Raw genomic sequence first — 17,533 nt, 5'->3', positions numbered from 1 at the left:
GGCGTAGACTCCTACGGTGATCCTGCAGGGCTTGAACACGGCGCTTTCGCGCGCCTCCACGATCGACGGCGCACTCGCCGAAGCCCTGCGGAACGCGGACTTCTCGTCGCCCGCCGGGCTCGATGCGCCACTGCTCGCGGGGCTCCTCGCCCGGCGCGCCGAGGCGGGGCTGCCGCCCGCGCTCCTCGTCGTCACGGCGACGAGCCGCGAGGGCGAATCAGTGCGTTCGTCGATCGCGCCGTACCTCGACGACGCCGAGATCCTCGAGTTCCCCGCCTGGGAGACGTTGCCGCATGAGCGGCTCAGCCCGTCGGCCGAGACGGTCGGGCGCCGGCTGCACGCCCTGCGACGCATGCGCGAGTGGGCCGACGAGGGCTCGCGGCATCCGCTGGTCATCGTCGCGTCGGTGCGCGCCGCGCTGCAGCCGCTCGCCGACAACCTCGCCGGGCTCGCGCCGATCGAGCTCGTCGCCGGCGGGCGCGGCTACGACCTCGCCGATCTCGCGGCGCGGCTCGTCGACCTCGCCTACGCGCGCGTCGACATGGTCGCCCGGCGCGGCGAGTTCGCGGTGCGCGGCGGCATCCTCGACGTGTTCCCGCCGACCGCCGACCACCCCGTGCGCGTGGAGTTCTTCGGCGACGAGGTCGAGGAGCTGCGAGCGTTCTCCGTCGCCGACCAGCGATCGCTGCCCGAGCCGGTCGAGCGCGTGGCGCTCGCGCCGAGCCGTGAGCTGCTGCTGACGCCGTCGGTGCGCCAGCGCGCCCGCGAGATGGTGCACGAGTTCCCGAGCCTCGCGGGGCTCCTCGAGAAGGTCGCGGAGGGCATCCCCGTCGAGGGCATGGAGTCGCTCGCCCCGGCGCTGCTCGAACGGCTCGTGCCGCTCGCGCACTACCTGCCCGAGGGCGCCGCGGTCGCCGTGCTGCAGCCCGAGCGCGTCACCGGCCGTGCCGTGAGCCTCGCCGAGACGAACCGGGAGTTCCTGAGCGCCGCGTGGAGCGCGGCCACTGCGGGCGCCGAGGCGCCGATCGACCTCGCGGCGGGCGACTTCCTCACGGTCCGCGAGTTCCGACAGGCGGCCCTGTTCAGCGCGCCCGGCGAGCCCGACCCGCGCCGCGCGTGGTGGACCTTCTCGGGCTTCGACCTCGGCGACGCCGCGGCGGTCGTCGCGGCATCCGGCGCCGACGAGGCCGCGGCAGCAGCGGCTGCGGCCGCATCCGACTACGTGCGCGTGTCCGCGAATGCGATGCCGAGCTTCGCCGGCAACGTCGCGGGCGCCATCGACCACGCCGCCGAGCGGCTGCGCGACGGGTGGAGCCTCGTCGTGGCATCCGCCGGCCATGGACTCGTCGAGCGCGCACGCGACGTGCTCGCCGAGGCGGGGCTGGCCGCGCGCATCGTCGAGTCGGTGCCCGCCGACCTCGATCCCGGCGTCGCGTACCTCGTGCAGGCCGACGCCGCGCGCGGCTTCGAGGTGCCCGAGGCGAAGCTCGCGCTCATCGCCGAGGCGGAGTTCTACGGCCGCTCGGCCGGGTACGACGCGCGGCAGAACAAGAAGCTCGCCACGCGGCGGCGCAACGTCGTCGATCCGCTGCAGCTCAAGGCCGGCGACTACGTCGTGCACCAGACGCACGGCATCGGCCGCTTCGTCGAGATGGTGCAGCGCGAGGTCGCGACCGGCAGCCGGCCCACCGGGCCGAGTCGCACCGCCGGCATCCAGCAGGCGCCCACGGCCGTGCGCGAGTACCTCGTGCTGGAGTACGCGCCCTCGAAGCGCGGCCAGCCCGGCGACCGCCTGTTCGTGCCCACCGACCAGCTCGACCTGCTGAGCCGCTACGTCGGCGGCGAGGCGCCGTCGCTCTCGAAGATGGGCGGCAGCGACTGGGCGCAGGCGAAGGGCCGCGCGCGCAAGGCCGTGCGCGAGATCGCGGTCGAGCTCGTGAAGCTCTACTCCGCGCGCATGGCGGCGAAGGGCCACGCGTTCGGGCCCGACACCCCGTGGCAGCACGAGCTCGAGGAGGCGTTCCCGTTCGCCGAGACGCCCGACCAGCTGCAGACCATCGACGAGGTCAAGGCCGACATGCAGCGGCCCATCCCCATGGACCGCCTGCTCGCGGGCGACGTCGGCTTCGGCAAGACCGAGGTCGCCGTGCGCGCCGCGTTCAAGGCCATCCAGGACGGCAAGCAGGTCGCGATGCTCGTGCCGACGACCCTGCTGGTGCGGCAGCACCTCGAGACGTTCTCCGAGCGGTTCGCCGGATTCCCGGTGCACGTGCGCGCCCTCAGCCGGTTCCAGACCGACAAGGAGGTGCGCGAGACCGTCGCCGGGCTCGCCGACGGCACCGTCGACATGGTCATCGGCACGCACCGCATCCTCACCGAGAAGGTGAGCTTCAAGGACCTGGGGCTCCTCATCATCGACGAGGAGCAGCGCTTCGGCGTCGAGCACAAGGACCAGCTGAAGAAGCTGAAGACCAACGTCGACATTCTCGCGATGAGCGCGACGCCCATCCCGCGCACGCTCGAGATGGCGGTCACGGGCATCCGCGAGATGTCGACGCTCGCGACCCCGCCTGAAGACCGCCACCCGATCCTCACCTTCGTCGGCCCCTACTCCGAGCAGCAGGTCGCCGCCGCGATCCGCCGCGAGATGCTCCGCGAGGGCCAGGTGTTCTTCGTGCACAACCGGGTCTCGTCGATCAACCGGGCCGCCGCGCAGCTCGCGGAGCTCGTTCCCGAGGCCCGAATCGCGGTGGCGCACGGCCAGCTCAACGAGCACGTGCTCGAGCAGATCGTGGTCGACTTCTGGGAGCGCAAGTTCGACGTGCTCGTGTCGACGACGATCATCGAGACCGGTCTCGACATCTCGAACGCGAACACGATCATCATCGACCGCGCCGACAAGTACGGCCTCTCGCAACTGCATCAGCTGCGCGGTCGCGTCGGTCGCGGTCGCGAGCGGGCCTACGCGTACTTCCTCTACGACCCGGCCAAGCCGCTGTCCGAGACGGCCCACGACCGGCTCTCGACCATCGCCGCGAACAACGAGCTCGGCGGCGGCATGCAGATCGCCCTGAAGGACCTCGAGATCCGCGGCGCCGGCAACCTGCTCGGCGCCGAGCAGGCGGGCCACATCGCCGGCGTCGGCTTCGACCTCTACCTGCGCATGATCGGCGAGGCGGTGTCGGCGTTCCGCGGCGACGTCGCCGAGGGCCAGACCGAGCTGCGGCTCGAGCTGCCGGTCGACGCGCACATCCCCGAGGAGTACGTCGACTCCGAGCGCCTGCGGCTCGAGGCCTACCAGAAGCTATCGGCCGCGAGCGGCCCTGCGGCGAAGGAGGGGCAGATCGACGCCGTGCTCGACGAGCTCGTCGACCGCTACGGCGCGCCACCCGAGGCGGTCAAGCACCTCGTCGCGATCTCCCGGCTGCGGCGCACCGCCCAGCTCGCCGGGCTCTCCGACGTCATCGCCACGGGCTCGAAGCTGCGCATCGCGCCGGCGAAGATCCCCGACTCACGGCGCGTGCGGCTCGAACGCCTGTACCCGGGTGCCAAGCACTTCGCGCAGAACGACGTGATCCTCGTGCCGTTCCCGATGCCAGGGGGCGAGCTGCCCGACGATGCCGACCTCATCGAGTGGGTGGCGAAGCTCGTGACCGCGATCTTCCCCGCACCCGAGCCCGCCTCGGGCCAGACGGATGCCGCGGGCGCGCCGGCCGCGGCCGCGGGCTGAGTCGCGGCATCCGCTCGACCGGGCTCGAGTCGCGCGCGAGTCGAGGCCCGGGCGCTAGTGCGAGAACGGGCCGCCCTGCCCGGCGCGCTCGCCGCGTTGTCGGTAATGCCGCGACCGCGCGGTCACCACGGCGGCCGACAGCACGATCGCGATGCCCGAGCCGAGCAGCACGGCGAGCGTGCCCTCGTCGCGGACGCCGGGCAGGCGCGCGAATGCGAGCTCGTTCATCAGCAGCGACACGGTGAAGCCGATCCCGCCGAGCGCGCCGACGACCGCGAGGTCGGCGAACGTGAGCGGCGTCCCCGAACGGCTCCGCGCCACGAGCGCGCCGACCAGCCCGGCCGCGACGATGCCGACGAGCTTGCCGACGGGCAGGCCCACGAGGATGCCCCAGAAGGCCGGGTCGAGCTCGGCCGGGCTCAGCTGCGGCACCACGACCATGGCCGCGGTGAACGCGAACAGCGGCAGGATCACGCCGTTCGACCACGGCTCGAGCGCATGCGCGGCGCGACCGGCCGGACGCCGCGACATCACGAGGCCGAGTGCCACGCCCGCGATCGTGGCGTGCACGCCGGAGCGGTAGGTGAAGTACCACGTCAGCACGGCGAGCACGATGAGCACCGCCATGATCGGCCACTGCGGTCGTCGCGAGAGGATGTACGCCGACCGCGGCTTCATGAGCCGGCTGACGGCGCCGAAGAGCGCGATGGAGATGCCCGCGTAGCCGAGGTACGACAGGTCGGCGTCCGTCGTGAAGAAGAACGCGATGATGAGGATCGCGATGAGGTCGTCGAGCACGGCGAGCGCGAGCAGGAAGACCCGCACGCGCGTCGGGATGAACCGTCCGAACACCGCGAGCACGCCCAGCGCGAAGGCGATGTCGGTGGCGGTGGGGATGGGCCAGCCGTCGACCGTCTCGCCGCCCGCCGTGAAGGCCAGGTAGATCGCCGCCGGCACCACGACGCCGCCGATCGCGGCGATGGCGGGGAGCATCGCCTTCGACAGCGAATTGAGCTCGCCGATCACGAGCTCGCGCTTCAGCTCGACCGCGACGATGAAGAAGAAGATCGCGAGCAGGCCGTCGGTGATCCAGTGCCCGGTCGAGAGGTCCACGCGCAGGAACGGGATCTCGAGGTGCGCATCCTTCACCGCGATGACGGACGCCCCGACCGGCAGGTTCGCGATGAGGAGGCCGAGCACGGCGGCGGCGAGCAGCAGCGCCGCGGCGACACGCTCGGAGCGGAGGAACGACATGGGAGCCCCTGTCTGGCGAGGTGAATCGCCGGTCGGTGAAGGGTGTCGACGCCGTCGCGTCGGCCGACCAGGCTTCCCGGCTCTCCGTGGGCGAGTCTAGCGACGCCGCTCGGGCTACGCTGTGCCGGTGTCGTTCTCGCTCTGGATCACGCTGCTCGCCGCGTGCTTCGTCATCAGCTTCACGCCCGGGGCGGGCGCGATCAACACGATGGGCAACTCGCTGAGCCACGGGTTCCGCCGCTCCATCTGGGGCATCCTCGGCCAGCAGGCCGCGCTCGTGGTGCACATCGCGATCGTCGCCCTCGGCGTGGGCGTACTCGTGGCGAGCTCACCCGTCGCGTTCAACGTCATCCGGTACGCGGGCGCCGCGTACCTCGTCTACCTCGGCGTCCGGCAGCTCCTCCGGCGGCCGGTCGCGGTCGAGCCGGTCGAGCGGGCCGCGGCATCCGAGCCGGCCGAGACGACCGAGGCATCCGAGTCGTCTGAGGCATCCGGCCCCGCGAGGCCGTCGAGTGCGGCTCGCGCCTCCGATCGGCCCGAGTCGTCCTCCTTCGTCGAGGTCGCGCCGGATGCCGCGGCGGTGCGTCAGCAGGCCGAGTCGCGCTGGTCGATGTTCCGTCGTGGCCTGTGGGTGAACCTGCTGAACCCGAAGGCGATCGTGTTCTTCCTCGCGTTCCTGCCGCAGTTCATCCGCCCGAGCCTGCCCCTGCTCCCGCAGTACGTCATCGTGGCGGCGACCGTCGTCATCGTCGACGTCATCGTGATGTGGGGGTTCTTCGCCCTCGCCGCGCACGGCATGCGCCGGTTCACCCGCTCGGCACGCGGACAGCGCATCGTCGACCTGGTCTTCGGACTGCTCTTCATCGCGGTGGGCGTCCTGCTCGTCTTCCTGCACTGACGCCTATGCTGGCCGGATGAGCGCCGAACACCCGCGCCTCGAGGAACTCGTCGCGATCGTCGCGCAGCTGCGCGCACCGGGCGGGTGCCCATGGGACGCCGACCAGACGCACGAGAGCCTCGTGCAGTACCTCGTCGAGGAGAGCTGGGAGCTCATCGACGCGATCGAGTCGGGCGACCGCGACGAGATGATCGAGGAGCTCGGCGACGTGCTCTACCAGGTGCTCTTCCACGCCGACATCGCCGCGCACACGCCCGGCGAGGACTTCGACATCGAGGACGTCGCGGCGCACATGACCGCGAAGATGGTGTCGCGGCATCCGCACGTGTTCGGCGGCGACCGCACGGCCGAGACGGCCGACGACGTCGTCGGGTTCTGGGACGAGCTCAAGGCCGGCGAGAAGCCGCACCGCACGAGCGTGCTCGACGGCATCCCGCGCGGCATGCCCGCGCTCGCCCTCGCGCAGAAGGTGCTCGGCAAGGCCGCGAAGGTGGGCGTCGGGGTCGCGGTCGCGTCGGATGCCGCGGGGTCGATGGATGCCGCTGGCTCGACCGGTGCCGCAGGCTCGACCGGTGCCGGGGGTTCGACCGGTGCCGCAGCGCCGGACACCACGGGCCGGCCGGCGCCCGCCACGGAGGAGGAGCTCGGGGCGACGCTGCTCGCGCTCGTGGCCTCCGCGCGGGCGCAGGGACTCGACGCCGAGCGCGCGCTTCGGCACGCGGTGCGTGCGCTCGAGGACGACGTGCGCGCGGCCGAGGCCGACACCGCCGACACCGCCGTCGACACCGCGTCGGCGGGTTAGGCGCCCGCCCGTCGTTCGGCTCGGGCGCGTGCCGCGTCGTGCGCCCGGCGGAGGAGCCCGAGGACCGTCGCGATCGTGCGCTCGCCGGGGACGACGACGCAGACCCAGCCGAGCGCGCCGTACACGGGATGCGGGTTGACGACGTCGGCCGCGGCGAAGTCCCGCGACCGTTCGAGGCGCCGCGGCTCCTCGCCCGTGAGCTCGACGAACGTGGCGCGATCGACGTGCACGTTGACGCGCCACCGACCGACGGGGCCGAGGTCGGACGCGGTGTCGTCGGGGTAGTCCTTCGTCACGATCGTGCCGTAGGGCTGGGTGTGCTGCGGCATCCGCCCATCGGGCGCGTAGTAGAAGAACGCGTCGCCCCACGCGAGCTCGGGCGTGCCGTCGCCGGGACCGGGAACCACGACGAGTGCGCCCTCGAGGCCTTGCACCTCGTCGATGATCTGCTGCATGCTCATGGTTCAAGCATGTGCTTGAAGTGCTTCTGTGGGGTTTGCGGGAGGAGACGTGGAGGGGCATCCGCTGCGCACCGCCGACGTCGCACGGGCGTCGGGGGATTCGCTGCAGCAGGTGCGCGACCTCGAGCGGCTCGGCGTCATCCCGCGTGCAGCGCGAGCGGGCAACGGCTATCGCGCCTACGGTCCGATCCACGTGGCCGCACTCCGCGCCTATCGCGCGCTCGCGTTCGCGGCCGGCCCGGTGTTCGCGAGGCAGGTGCTCGCCGACGCGTGGCGGCAATCGATGTCGGATGCCGCGGCCTCGATCGGCGACGTCCACGTGCAGCTTGCGCGCCAGCGCGACGAGGTGCTGCAGGCGCGGCGGGCGCTCGCCGCGATCAGGGCCGAGGCCGGCGCGGCCGACGCGCCCGTGCGCGGGTCGACGGACGAGCGCGACGCCATGTCGATCACCGAGCTCGCCGGGGCGCTCGACGTGCGCACGTCGACCCTGCGCTTTTGGGAGCACGAGCGGCTCGTGCACCCCGACCGGATCACGCCGCTCCGGGCCCGGCACTACGCGCCCCACGCCGTGCGCGAGGCGAGGATCGTCGCCGCCCTGCGCCGCGCCGGATACGGCATCCCCGCGGTGCGGGAGCTCATGGGTGCGCTCGGGCACGCCGACGGGCTCGGCGAGGCCGACCGCATCCTGCAGGTGCGCCTCGACCGCATCGCCGCGCGATCGGTCGCGCTCCTGCGCGCCGGTTCCGACCTCGCCGACGTGCTCGACGACCTCGCGGCCGACCCGGCCACCCCGACGCGCGGGCCGACCTGAGCCCGACCTGACCCGGTCAGGCCACCCGGCTCCCCGCCGGGAGGCGGCGCGCCGGCACCTCGGTGCGCCGCCATGCCCAGAACAGCGCCCCGCCGCCGAGCAGCGCCTGGATCGTCAGGCCCACGAACCACGACGGCACCGAACGGTCGTAGATCTCCTGGGGCGTCTCGGTGTCGCGCTGGACGTACTCGCCAGACGGGCGCCAGGTCGCGCAGTCGTCGATGAGCACGTCGGTCTCGGGCGCAAGCTGCGCCGAGCGCACGCCGACCGCGATCCATCCGAAGAGGTCGCGCGGACTGCCGTACTCGTCGAACGTGCCCGGCGCGGCATCCGCCAGCACCACGTAGGGATTGGCGGCGAGGAACCCCCATACGAGGTCGAACCGCGGCGTCGGGTACTCGCGGATGTCGGGCGGGAGGCACGGGGCCAGGCTTCCGGCCGGCGGCGGTCCGTCCTGCTCGAGCGCCTGCCAGTCGACGCCGATGTAGGTCTGCCGCACGGTCGTCTGGATGGCGGTGCCGCCGAGGCCGAACGCGATGAGCGTGCCGATGCTGAGCGCCGCGACGACGAGGTAGGTCACCGCGACGGAGAAGAGCGGCTTCGTGAGCACGCCCGAGAGCCCGACGCCGATCGCGGCGATGACGCCGAGCTCGATCGCGAGCACCAGGACCGAGACCATGATCGTGGCGGCCGAGACCTGCCCGAGCGCGACCGCGAAGACGAGGAACGGCACGGATGCCGCGAGGAACGCGAGCGCCGTGAGCCACGCCGCGATCCACTTGCCGACGACGAGCTGCGCCGTCGTGATGAGCGTGACCTGCGTGGTCGCGAGGGTGCCGGCGTCGCGCTCGCCGTTGATCGCGTTGCCGCTGAGCGCGGGGGAGACGAGCGTGCCGAGCAGCAGCACGAAGAACACGATCGTCGAGAACACGCCGCCGCCGCCGTCGTCCCACGCGTTGGTCGCGAGCACGAGCAGCCCGGTCACGATCGTGACGAGCAGCACGAACACGCCGAGCAGCACGTACCAGGCCGCGCCGCGCACGCGCTGCTTGAGGTCGAGCGTCACGATGAGCCACATGCCCGCGAAGAAGCCGTCGTCGGGGCTCGGGTCGGCCGGACGCGCCTGCACGGGCGTCGTCCCGGGTGCGGCGCTCATGCGCGGGCCTCGCCGTCGATGGGCGCCGCCGGGTCGGGGGCGGATGCCGCGGGCGGCGCCCCGGCGCGGTTGAGGTCGAGGAACACGTGCTCGAGGTCGCCGACGGCGGGTGCGAAGGACGAGACGGGCACGCCGACGCTCACGAGGTGCGCGAGCAGCTGCGCGGCATCCGCCTCGCTCGCGAGCGGCACGATCGCGCCGAGGTGGTCCACGTGCGCGACGGTGCCGAAGCCCGCCGCGATGAGCGCCTCGCGGAGTCGCTCGGGATGCAGGGCCCGCAGCCGCCACTGCCGCGCGGTGCGTCCGGCGGCGGCGACGGCATCGGCGGCGGCCGTGACGCCGTCGGCGACGTACACGGCGGTGTCGGCCATCTCCTCGAGCTCGGCGAGCACGTGGCTCGACACGAGCACCGTCCTGCCCTGGCCCGCCAGGCGACGCACGAGGTCGCGCAGCGCGACGCGCGCGCCCGGGTCGAGTCCCGACGCCGGCTCGTCGAGCAGCAGCACCTCGGGATCGTGCACGAGGGCCCGGGCGAGGCTCAGGCGCTGCTTCTGCCCGCGCGAGAGCACGCGCGTGGGCCGGTCGGCGAGTGGCGCGAGGTCGACGAGGTCGATGAGCTGCGCGGCGCGAGCGGATGCCGCGTCCTTCGACATGCCGTACATGCGTGAGCTCGTGGCGAGCGCGTCGCGCACGGTGAGCGCGGGCCAGGAGCCGAGGGTGTCGGGCATCCAGCCGATGCGGGCACGCACCTGACGGGGTTCGGTGACCGGGTCGTGCCCGGCGATGAGGATGGAGCCCGCGTCGGGCGCGAGGAGCGTCGCGAGCATGAGGAGCAGCGTGGTCTTGCCGGCGCCGTTCGGCCCGATGAGGCCGGCCACCTGACCTGGGGCGACCGAGAAGCTCGCGTGCCGCACCGCCTCCACCTCGCCGAACGAGCGTGCGACCCCCTCGACCGTGATTCCCGCCACCGTGCCGCCTCCGCCCCGTTCGCCACGTCGCAATCGGTCGAGTCTAGCGGCGGCATCCGTCGCGGCGTCGGGAACGCGAAGGGTCTGTGGACACGCGTCGAGGTCGCGCGCGGAGGCGCGTCGGGGTCGCGTGCGCACCGACGGCGGCGTACGGTCGGGGCAGGCGCATCACGCATCACCGCACGCTTCACCGCACGGCGACGAGGGATCGAGGGCGACATGGGCATCGAGGAGGAGCGGCTCGCCGAGTTCTTCGACGAGTATGCCGCTGCGCTGCGCGAGTTCGACGCCGAGGCCACTGCCCGGCTGTGGGGCCTGCCCGGCATGATCGTCACCGACGACTTCGCGGGCGCGCTCGAGAGCCGCGCCGACATGGCCGCCGGGCTCGCGTCGTCGTACCCGCTCTACCGACGACTCGGGCTCGAGTCCGCGCTGCCCGAGATCCTCGCCGTCAGCGCGCTCACCGACCGGATCTCGCTCGTGCGGGTGCGCTGGAGTTACCTCGACGCGGCCGACGAGGTCATCGTCACGACCGACTACGAGTACCTCGTGCGCGACGACGCCGACGCGCTCCACGTGTACCTCGCCGTGGGCATCGACGAGGCGGACGCGCTGCAGCGGGCCGCGCGCACGCGCGGCGTCGACCTCGACCTGTTCGGGTGAGGCGCGGCATCCGTCGCGGGATCGCTTCGCCCGTGCTGGAAGGATGCGTCGCGGGATCGCTTCGCCCGTGCTGGAAGAATGGTCGCCATGGCCGCATCCGTCACCCCTCCGCGCGGCATGCGCGACTTCCTCCCCGCCGAGAAGGCCCGGCGCGAGCACGCCCTCGGCGTGATCCGCGGCGTCTACGCGGCGCACGGCTTCGACGAGATCGAGACGCCCGTGATGGAGGACTCCGCTCGGCTGCACGCCGGCCTCGGCGGCGACAACGAGAAGCTCGCGTTCGCGGTGATGAAGCGCGGACTCACCGCCGACGACCTGGCGGCCGCCGCGGCATCCGGTGAGACGCTCTCGCTCGCCGACCTCGGCCTGCGCTACGACCTCACGGTGCCGCTCGCGCGGTTCTACGCGACGCACCGCGCCGCACTGCCGCCGGTGTTCCGCGCGATCCAGATCGCGCCGGTCTGGCGAGCCGAGCGTCCGCAGAAGGGCCGCTATCGACAGTTCGTGCAGTGCGACATCGACATCATCGGCGAGGCCGGACCGCTCGCCGAGCTCGAGCTCCTCACCGCCACGATCGCCACGCTCGACGCGCTCGGGCTGGGCGGCTGCACGATCCGCCTCAACGACCGGCGCATCCTCGGCGGCATCCTGTCGTCGTGGAACGTGCCCGACGAGCTGCGGGAGCGCGCGCTCATCACGATCGACAAGCTCGACAAGATCGGCACCGCCGGCGTCGCGGCCGAGCTCGTCGAGCTCGGGGCGGTCGACGCGTCGACGGATGTCGCGGCGCAGCTCGAGGCGCTGACGTCGGCCGACTGGCACCTGCACGACGGCGTCGTGGCCCCGCCCGCATGGCTCGACCTCGACGCGTATCGCGACCTGCTCGCCCTGCGCGAGGCGCTGCCCGACGCCGCCATCGAGTTCGACCCGACGCTCGTGCGCGGCATGGGCTACTACACCGGCACGATCTTCGAGATCGCGCACCCCGACTTCGGGTACTCGCTCGGCGGCGGCGGCCGGTACGACCACATGATCGGGCGCTTCCTCGGCCAGGAGGTGCCGGCCTGCGGCTTCTCGATCGGGTTCGAGCGCATCGTCGACCTCCTCGCGATCCGCGACCACTCGCGCCCGCGCGCGGTCGTGCTGGTGTACGACCCCGACGTGTCCCCGTCGGAGCTGCTGCGCCTCAAGGACGAGCTCGTGTCGGGCGGCACCCGCGTGCGCCTCGAGCGCCGCGTCAAGAACCTGCGCGCCCTGCTCGACCGCGTGTCCGCCGACGGCTTCGACGCGTTCGCCCAGGTGGGCAGCGACACGACGGATGCCGCCTCCCTCGCGTTCCGCGACCTCTCTTAGGCTCTCTACTCCGCCGAACCGGCGCAGATGCAGGGTCGCGAAGCGCTGAACCCTGCATCAGCGCCGGCTCGATTCAGTTCCCGCTCACCCTGTGGAGAGTCCGTTCGCCCGCCGTGCGTCGACCGGCACGCTGGGCGCGTGACCCGTCGATCGCCGCTCCCGCCGTACCTCTCCGGAGCCAGCTTCCATGTCGCGGACTTTGCCTTCCACGGTGCTTCTCGCAACCGCCTCGTCGCCGCCGACATGCAGCGGCCGTTCACCGCGGTGCGTTCGGTAGGACTCGATCTCGCGGACGTGGCGGAGCGCTGCCGTGCCTACGAGCCCTTGCTCCGGCCGGGCGAGGCGTTCAGCCACCTGACTGCGGCGGAGTTGTTCGGCGTGCCGACGCCGAACAGGTCCCACGCCCTTCACCTGTTGGCGCCGCCCGGGGCGACGAGGGCTCGTGGGCGGGGAGTCGTCGGCCACGAGGCATCCGTCGCAGCGCCGATCGTGTTGCAACGCGATCTTCCGTTGGTCGCACCGGCCCACGTGTGGTGCCAGCTTGCGAGCGCGCTCGCTCTCGACGACCTGATCGCCGTCGGCGATGCGGTCGTCACTGGGCGACGGAGGGGTGAGATGCGTGCTCCTGCATTCGCATCGCTGCGCGATCTCCGAAGCGCGGTCGATGCATGGGGATCCCGTCGCGGGGCGCGAGCGCTTGCGTCCGCGCTGCCGCGCATACGCGTCGGAGCGGAGTCGAGACGTGAGACGCATACGCGGCTGGTTCTCGTCGACGCGGGTTTCCCGGAGCCGATCCCCAACCCGCCCATCCGGCTCGCGAACGGCGAAGTGCGGCATCCTGATCTCGCCTACGTCCAGTGGCGCATCGCGTTCGAGTACCTCGGCGACCGGCACCGTGACGATCGGTCGCGGTGGCAGGGGATATCCGCCGGCGCCGGGAGTTCGAGCGAAGTGGCTGGAGGGTGATCGACGTGACCGCGGACGATCTCGGCCCGGCGCGTCTCGAGTTCCTCGCGGCAGTGCGTGCGCTCTTGGCGACGATCGGGTGGTCCTGACGTCGATGTGCGCCGTCCCGTCGCAGATGCACGGTCCTGTTCGGACGAACCCTGCAGCTGCGACGGCTCGGTGAGCGGATGCCGCGGGCCGGGCGGGCAGCGCATGCAGGGCGGATGCCGCGCGCCCGCGGCATCCGTGGCACGTCACGCGTGAGCGCGCCTCACTAGACTGTCTGGCGGATCACGACGGAGTCGTCCGACGCACACCCCCATCACAGAGGAGTTCACTGTGGCATTCATCGAAGCTGTAGGCGCCCGCGAGATTCTCGACTCTCGCGGCAACCCGACCGTCGAGGTGGAGGTGCTGCTCGACGACGGCTCGCTGGCGCGCGCGGCCGTTCCCTCGGGCGCGTCGACCGGTGCCTTCGAGGCGTACGAGCTGCGCGACGGCGACAGCGACCGCTACCTCGGCAAGGGCGTGCAGAAGGCCGTCGATGCCGTGCTCGACGAGCTCGGCCCGGCCATCGAGGACCTCGACGCCGCCGACCAGCGCCTCGTCGACGCCGCGCTCATCGAGGCCGACGGCACCGACAACAAGAGCCGCCTCGGCGCGAACGCCATCCTCGGCGTGAGCCTCGCGGTCGCGAAGGCCGCCGCCGACTCGGCCGACCTGCCGCTGTTCCGCTACCTCGGCGGCCCGAATGCGCACGTGCTGCCGGTGCCGATGATGAACATCATCAACGGCGGCGCGCACGCCGACACCGGCGTCGACATCCAGGAGTTCATGATCCTGCCGATCGGCGCGCCGACCTACTCCGAGGGCCTCCGCTGGGGCGTCGAGACGTACCACGCGCTGAAGAGCCTGCTGAAGTCGAAGGGCCTCTCGACCGGCCTCGGCGACGAGGGCGGCTTCGCGCCCGACTTCGAGCACAACCGCGCCGCGCTCGACTTCATCGCCGAGGCGATCGGCAAGGCGGGCTTCACGCTCGGCACCGACATCGCGCTCGGCCTCGACGTCGCCGCCAGCGAGTTCTACGAGAACGGCGTCTACCGCTTCGAGGGCAAGGACCGCACGTCCGCCGAGATGAACGCCTACTACGGCGAGCTCGCCGCGGCGTACCCGCTCATCTCGATCGAGGACCCGCTGAACGAGGACGACTGGGAGGGCTGGGCCGCGCTCACCTCCGAGCTCGGCACCAAGCTGCAGCTCGTCGGCGACGACCTGTTCGTCACCAACCCGGCGCGCCTCGCCGACGGCATCGCCCGCCACGCCGGCAACTCGATCCTCGTGAAGGTCAACCAGATCGGCACGCTCACCGAGACGCTCGACGCCGTGAAGCTCGCGCAGCGCGCCGGCTACACCGCGGTGCTCTCGCACCGCTCGGGCGAGACCGAGGACACGACCATCGCCGACCTCGCCGTCGCGACCGACTGCGGTCAGATCAAGACGGGCGCGCCCGCCCGATCGGAGCGCGTCGCCAAGTACAATCAGCTCCTGAGGATCGAAGAAGAACTCGGTGAGGCCGCGGTGTACGCGGGCCGCACGGCGTTCCCGCGATTCACGGCCTGAGCAGACAGAGGTCATGACGGGGGCGGCCGTGGGGCCGCCCCCGTTCTCCTTTCCGGGTCGGTGAGGAGGGGCGATGCATCCCGATGCTCCGCGCCCTCCGCGTTCGTCGGGCGTGCCGCGCCGACCCGCCGTCCCCGGTCGTCCGGGCGCGGTTCCCGGTGCATCGAGGTCGGATGCCGCGGCGAAGCCGAAGCCCTCCACGTCGAAGGCGGATGCCGCGAAGGGCAGCGCCCCGAAGCGCAACGCGGCGAAGGGCGCCGCCCCCAAGAGCAACGCCACGAAGGGCAACGCGGCGAAGGGCACCGCGACGACCGGATCGAAGGCCCCGGCGTCGAAGCCGGCCAAGGGCGCGACGTCGCCCGCCAACGCCGCCAAGCCCGCCCGCGCAACGAAGTCCGCGACGGGCTCGGCATCGGCATCCGCGTCGAAGACGTCACGCCCGGCTCGCGGCGGCGACGGCCCGACACGCCCGCCGAAGGCCCGTTCGAAGGCGGGGTCGAGCGGAGCAGCGTCGACCGACCGCGCGGGGTGGCTCAGCGGCATCCGATTCTCAGGCTTCTCGCTCATCATGATGGGTGTGCTCGTGCTCGCGGTGGTGGTGCTCGCGCCGACGATCGCGGCGTTCGCCCAGCAGCGCCAGCAGATCGCGGAGCTGCGCGCCGCCGTCTCCGCGCAGGAGGCGGAGGTGCAGCGCCTGCGCGACGAGCGCGAACGCTGGAACGACGAGACGTTCATCATGACCCAGGCCCGCGAGCGGCTGTACTACGTGATGCCGGGCGAGGTGAGCTACCTCGTCATCGACGACCGTTCCGAGGCGGCGAAGGCGGATGCCACCGCCACCGTCTCGGCCGAGGTGACCGAATCGAAGGGCGACTGGATGCGCACCCTGCTGGACTCCGTGATGACCGCGGGGCTCGCTCCTGCGCCGACGGATCCGGCGGACGCACCCGTCGAGACGCCCGCGGACGCGCCGGTCGGCGCGCCGGCCGAGGGGAGCGGGCGATGAGGCCGCCGTTCCCGCCCGTGAGCGAGCGCGACATCCGCATCGTCTCGGCCCAGCTCGGCCGCCGGGCCCGCGACGTCGTGGGCATCCCGGCGCGGTGCGTGTGCGGCGCGCCCACCGTGGTCGCCACGCGGCCGCGCCTCTCCGACGGTACGCCGTTCCCCACCTTCTACTACCTGACGCATCCGGTCGCGACCGCAGCGATGTCGTTCCTCGAGGCCGCGCAGGTCATGGTCGAGTGCAACGAGCTGCTCGCGGACGACGCCGACGTGCGGGCCGGCTACGCGCAGGCGCACGTCGACTACCTCGCCGACCGTGAGTCGATCGAGGTCGTGGCCGAGCTCGCCGGCATCTCAGCGGGTGGCATGCCGACGCGCGTGAAGTGCCTGCATGCCCTCGCCGCCCACGCGCTCTCGGCCGGCCCGGGCGCGAACCCGATCGGCGACCTCGCGCTCGAGCGCTCGACGTGGACGCCCGACGTGTGCCAGTGCCCCGACTACGGCGTCGACGTGCCCGACCCCGAGGACCCCGCCGACGACGACACCGGGGGGCGCGCGTGACGCGTCGCGTCCGTCGCGTCCGTCGTCCCCTCGCCGTCGTGGTGCGGGCGGCGGCGGTCGCCGCCGTGGCGACGACGATCGCGCTCGTGGGCGCGGCACCAGCGCACGCCGACACCGTGCGTGACCTCGAGTACTGGCTCACCGACTACGGCTTCACCACCGCCTGGAACACCACTCGCGGCGAGGGCGTCACGGTCGCGATCATCGACACAGGCGTGAACGGCAACGTCGCCGAGCTGAGGGGCGCGGTCGTCGGCGGCACGGATGTCTCGGGCATCGGCAGCCCCGACGGGCAGACGCCCGTCGGCGACGACCCCAACCACGGCACGATGGTCGCGTCGCTCCTCGCCGGCCGCGGCACCGGCGAGGGCAACGGTGTGATCGGCATCGCCCCCCAGGCCGACCTGCTCACCGTCTCGGTGGCGTTCGGGCAGGACACCGGCGCCGAGAAGTCGAACGACGACCAGATCGCCGAGGCCGTGAAGTGGGCCGTCGACAGCGGCGCGGACGTCATCAACATGTCGCTCACGCGCAACACCCGCGACTGGCCCGAGAGCTGGGACGAGGCGTTCCTCTACGCGTTCGAGCACGACGTCGTGATCGTCGCCGCCGCCGGCAACCGGGGCAGCGGCACGAGCGAGGTGGGCGCACCGGCGACGATCCCGGGCGTGCTCACGGTGGCCGGCGTCGACAAGGAGAAGAACGCGAGCTTCGACGCGAGCTCGCAGGGCATCACGATCGCCGTCGCCGCCCCGAGCGAGGACCTCGTCGGCGTGCTGCCCGACGGCAGCTACGTGCAGTGGAGCGGCACCAGCGCGGCGGCCCCGATCGTGTCGGGCCTCGCGGCGCTCGTGCGCAGCGAGTATCCCGAGCTGAGCGCGGCCAACGTCATCGAACGACTCATTCGGACGGCCGATCCGCACGGACAGTCGGTGCCCAGTCCGCTCTACGGGTGGGGCATCATCGACCCCGTCCCGGCGCTCACGGCCGAAGTGCCCGAGATCGAGGACAACCCGCTCGGCAGCCTCGCGGAGTGGATCACCCTGCACCGCCGGGCGGATGCCCCGACCTCCGAGGGCGGCGACGAATCCCAGGAGGTCGTCCCGATCGCCGACCCTCCGCTGCCGCGATCCGACGAGGCGAAGACCCTCCTCCCGACGGCGTGGACGCTCGCCTATATCACGGTGCCGCTCTCGTTGGTCGCCGGATTTGGTACGCTAGCAGCGCTGTTGGGCATCGGCGCCACTCGGCATACCAGGCGGACTGTCCGCACTCGCGAGCAGTGATCGCAAGCAACAGATACTGAGGA

Annotated in this window: 15 protein-coding genes; 11 read left to right on the top strand and 4 right to left on the bottom strand. The window is 72.3% G+C overall.

Annotation, left to right across the window (positions count from 1 at the left end; translation table 11 throughout):
• Positions 1–16: 16 nt before the first annotated feature.
• Complete coding sequence (gene mfd, locus ACWEOH_RS19420) at positions 17–3,730, top strand: transcription-repair coupling factor (RefSeq protein ID WP_452033774.1); 3,714 nt, start codon at positions 17–19, stop codon at positions 3,728–3,730.
• 54 nt (positions 3,731–3,784) lie between these two features.
• On the opposite strand, the gene ACWEOH_RS19415 is transcribed toward mfd, so the two are convergent.
• Entirely contained in the window at positions 3,785–4,984 is a 1,200-nt protein-coding gene (locus tag ACWEOH_RS19415; protein WP_452033772.1) for a Na+/H+ antiporter NhaA, read from the bottom strand.
• 127 nt (positions 4,985–5,111) lie between these two features.
• On the opposite strand from ACWEOH_RS19415, the gene ACWEOH_RS19410 reads away from it, so the two are divergent.
• Complete coding sequence (locus ACWEOH_RS19410; protein ID WP_452033770.1) at positions 5,112–5,882, top strand: LysE family transporter; 771 nt, start codon at positions 5,112–5,114, stop codon at positions 5,880–5,882.
• 16 nt (positions 5,883–5,898) lie between these two features.
• The gene (locus ACWEOH_RS19405; RefSeq protein WP_452033768.1) at positions 5,899–6,684 is read left to right on the top strand and encodes a MazG family protein; all 786 of its coding nucleotides are present in this window, start codon (positions 5,899–5,901) and stop codon (positions 6,682–6,684) included.
• On the opposite strand, the gene ACWEOH_RS19400 is transcribed toward ACWEOH_RS19405, so the two are convergent.
• The gene (locus tag ACWEOH_RS19400; RefSeq protein ID WP_452033766.1) at positions 6,681–7,145 is read right to left on the bottom strand and encodes a DUF6194 family protein; all 465 of its coding nucleotides are present in this window, start codon (positions 7,143–7,145) and stop codon (positions 6,681–6,683) included. The genes ACWEOH_RS19405 and ACWEOH_RS19400 overlap by 4 nt on opposite strands.
• A 49-nt stretch (positions 7,146–7,194) precedes the next feature.
• Here ACWEOH_RS19400 and ACWEOH_RS19395 point away from each other — a divergent pair, with 49 nt between their 5' ends.
• Positions 7,195–7,956 carry a MerR family transcriptional regulator gene (locus ACWEOH_RS19395; RefSeq protein ID WP_452033764.1) on the top strand — a complete coding sequence of 254 codons (762 nt, stop codon included), beginning with the start codon at positions 7,195–7,197 and terminating at the stop codon, positions 7,954–7,956.
• A 16-nt stretch (positions 7,957–7,972) separates the two neighbouring features.
• Here the strand turns inward: ACWEOH_RS19395 and ACWEOH_RS19390 are convergent, their stop codons facing one another.
• A complete protein-coding gene (locus tag ACWEOH_RS19390) occupies positions 7,973–9,112 on the bottom strand; it encodes an ABC transporter permease (RefSeq protein ID WP_452033762.1) in 1,140 nt (379 codons plus the stop codon).
• Entirely contained in the window at positions 9,109–10,080 is a 972-nt protein-coding gene (locus ACWEOH_RS19385; RefSeq protein ID WP_452033760.1) for an ABC transporter ATP-binding protein, read from the bottom strand. The genes ACWEOH_RS19390 and ACWEOH_RS19385 overlap by 4 nt, the downstream gene beginning before the upstream one ends.
• Positions 10,081–10,299: 219 nt before the next feature.
• Here ACWEOH_RS19385 and ACWEOH_RS19380 point away from each other — a divergent pair, with 219 nt between their 5' ends.
• The 7 genes from ACWEOH_RS19380 to ACWEOH_RS19350 all read left to right on the top strand — a co-directional run bounded on the left by ACWEOH_RS19380 (position 10,300) and on the right by ACWEOH_RS19350 (position 17,510).
• Positions 10,300–10,743, top strand: a complete 444-nt coding sequence (locus ACWEOH_RS19380) for a hypothetical protein (protein WP_452033758.1) — start codon at positions 10,300–10,302, stop codon at positions 10,741–10,743.
• Positions 10,744–10,830: 87 nt separating this feature from the next.
• On the top strand, positions 10,831–12,096 hold the full coding sequence (gene hisS / locus ACWEOH_RS19375) for a histidine--tRNA ligase (RefSeq protein ID WP_452033756.1): 1,266 nt from the start codon (positions 10,831–10,833) through the stop codon (positions 12,094–12,096).
• A gap of 138 nt (positions 12,097–12,234) precedes the next feature.
• On the top strand, positions 12,235–13,062 hold the full coding sequence (locus tag ACWEOH_RS19370; RefSeq protein WP_452033754.1) for a hypothetical protein: 828 nt from the start codon (positions 12,235–12,237) through the stop codon (positions 13,060–13,062).
• 318 nt (positions 13,063–13,380) lie between these two features.
• The gene (eno, locus tag ACWEOH_RS19365) at positions 13,381–14,661 is read left to right on the top strand and encodes a phosphopyruvate hydratase (RefSeq protein ID WP_452033752.1); all 1,281 of its coding nucleotides are present in this window, start codon (positions 13,381–13,383) and stop codon (positions 14,659–14,661) included.
• A gap of 73 nt (positions 14,662–14,734) precedes the next feature.
• Positions 14,735–15,667, top strand: a complete 933-nt coding sequence (locus tag ACWEOH_RS19360; protein WP_452033750.1) for a septum formation initiator family protein — start codon at positions 14,735–14,737, stop codon at positions 15,665–15,667.
• On the top strand, positions 15,664–16,224 hold the full coding sequence (locus tag ACWEOH_RS19355) for a DUF501 domain-containing protein (protein ID WP_452033748.1): 561 nt from the start codon (positions 15,664–15,666) through the stop codon (positions 16,222–16,224). The genes ACWEOH_RS19360 and ACWEOH_RS19355 overlap by 4 nt, the downstream gene beginning before the upstream one ends.
• Entirely contained in the window at positions 16,221–17,510 is a 1,290-nt protein-coding gene (locus ACWEOH_RS19350) for a S8 family serine peptidase (RefSeq protein ID WP_452033746.1), read from the top strand. Before ACWEOH_RS19355 ends, ACWEOH_RS19350 begins: the two co-directional genes overlap by 4 nt.
• The last annotated feature ends 23 nt before the right edge of the window (positions 17,511–17,533 follow it).

It is taken from the genome of Agromyces sp. NPDC004153 (assembly GCF_053603635.1).
Note: the sequence above shows the minus strand (reverse complement) of the source record. Positions and strands in the feature narration are given on the sequence as shown.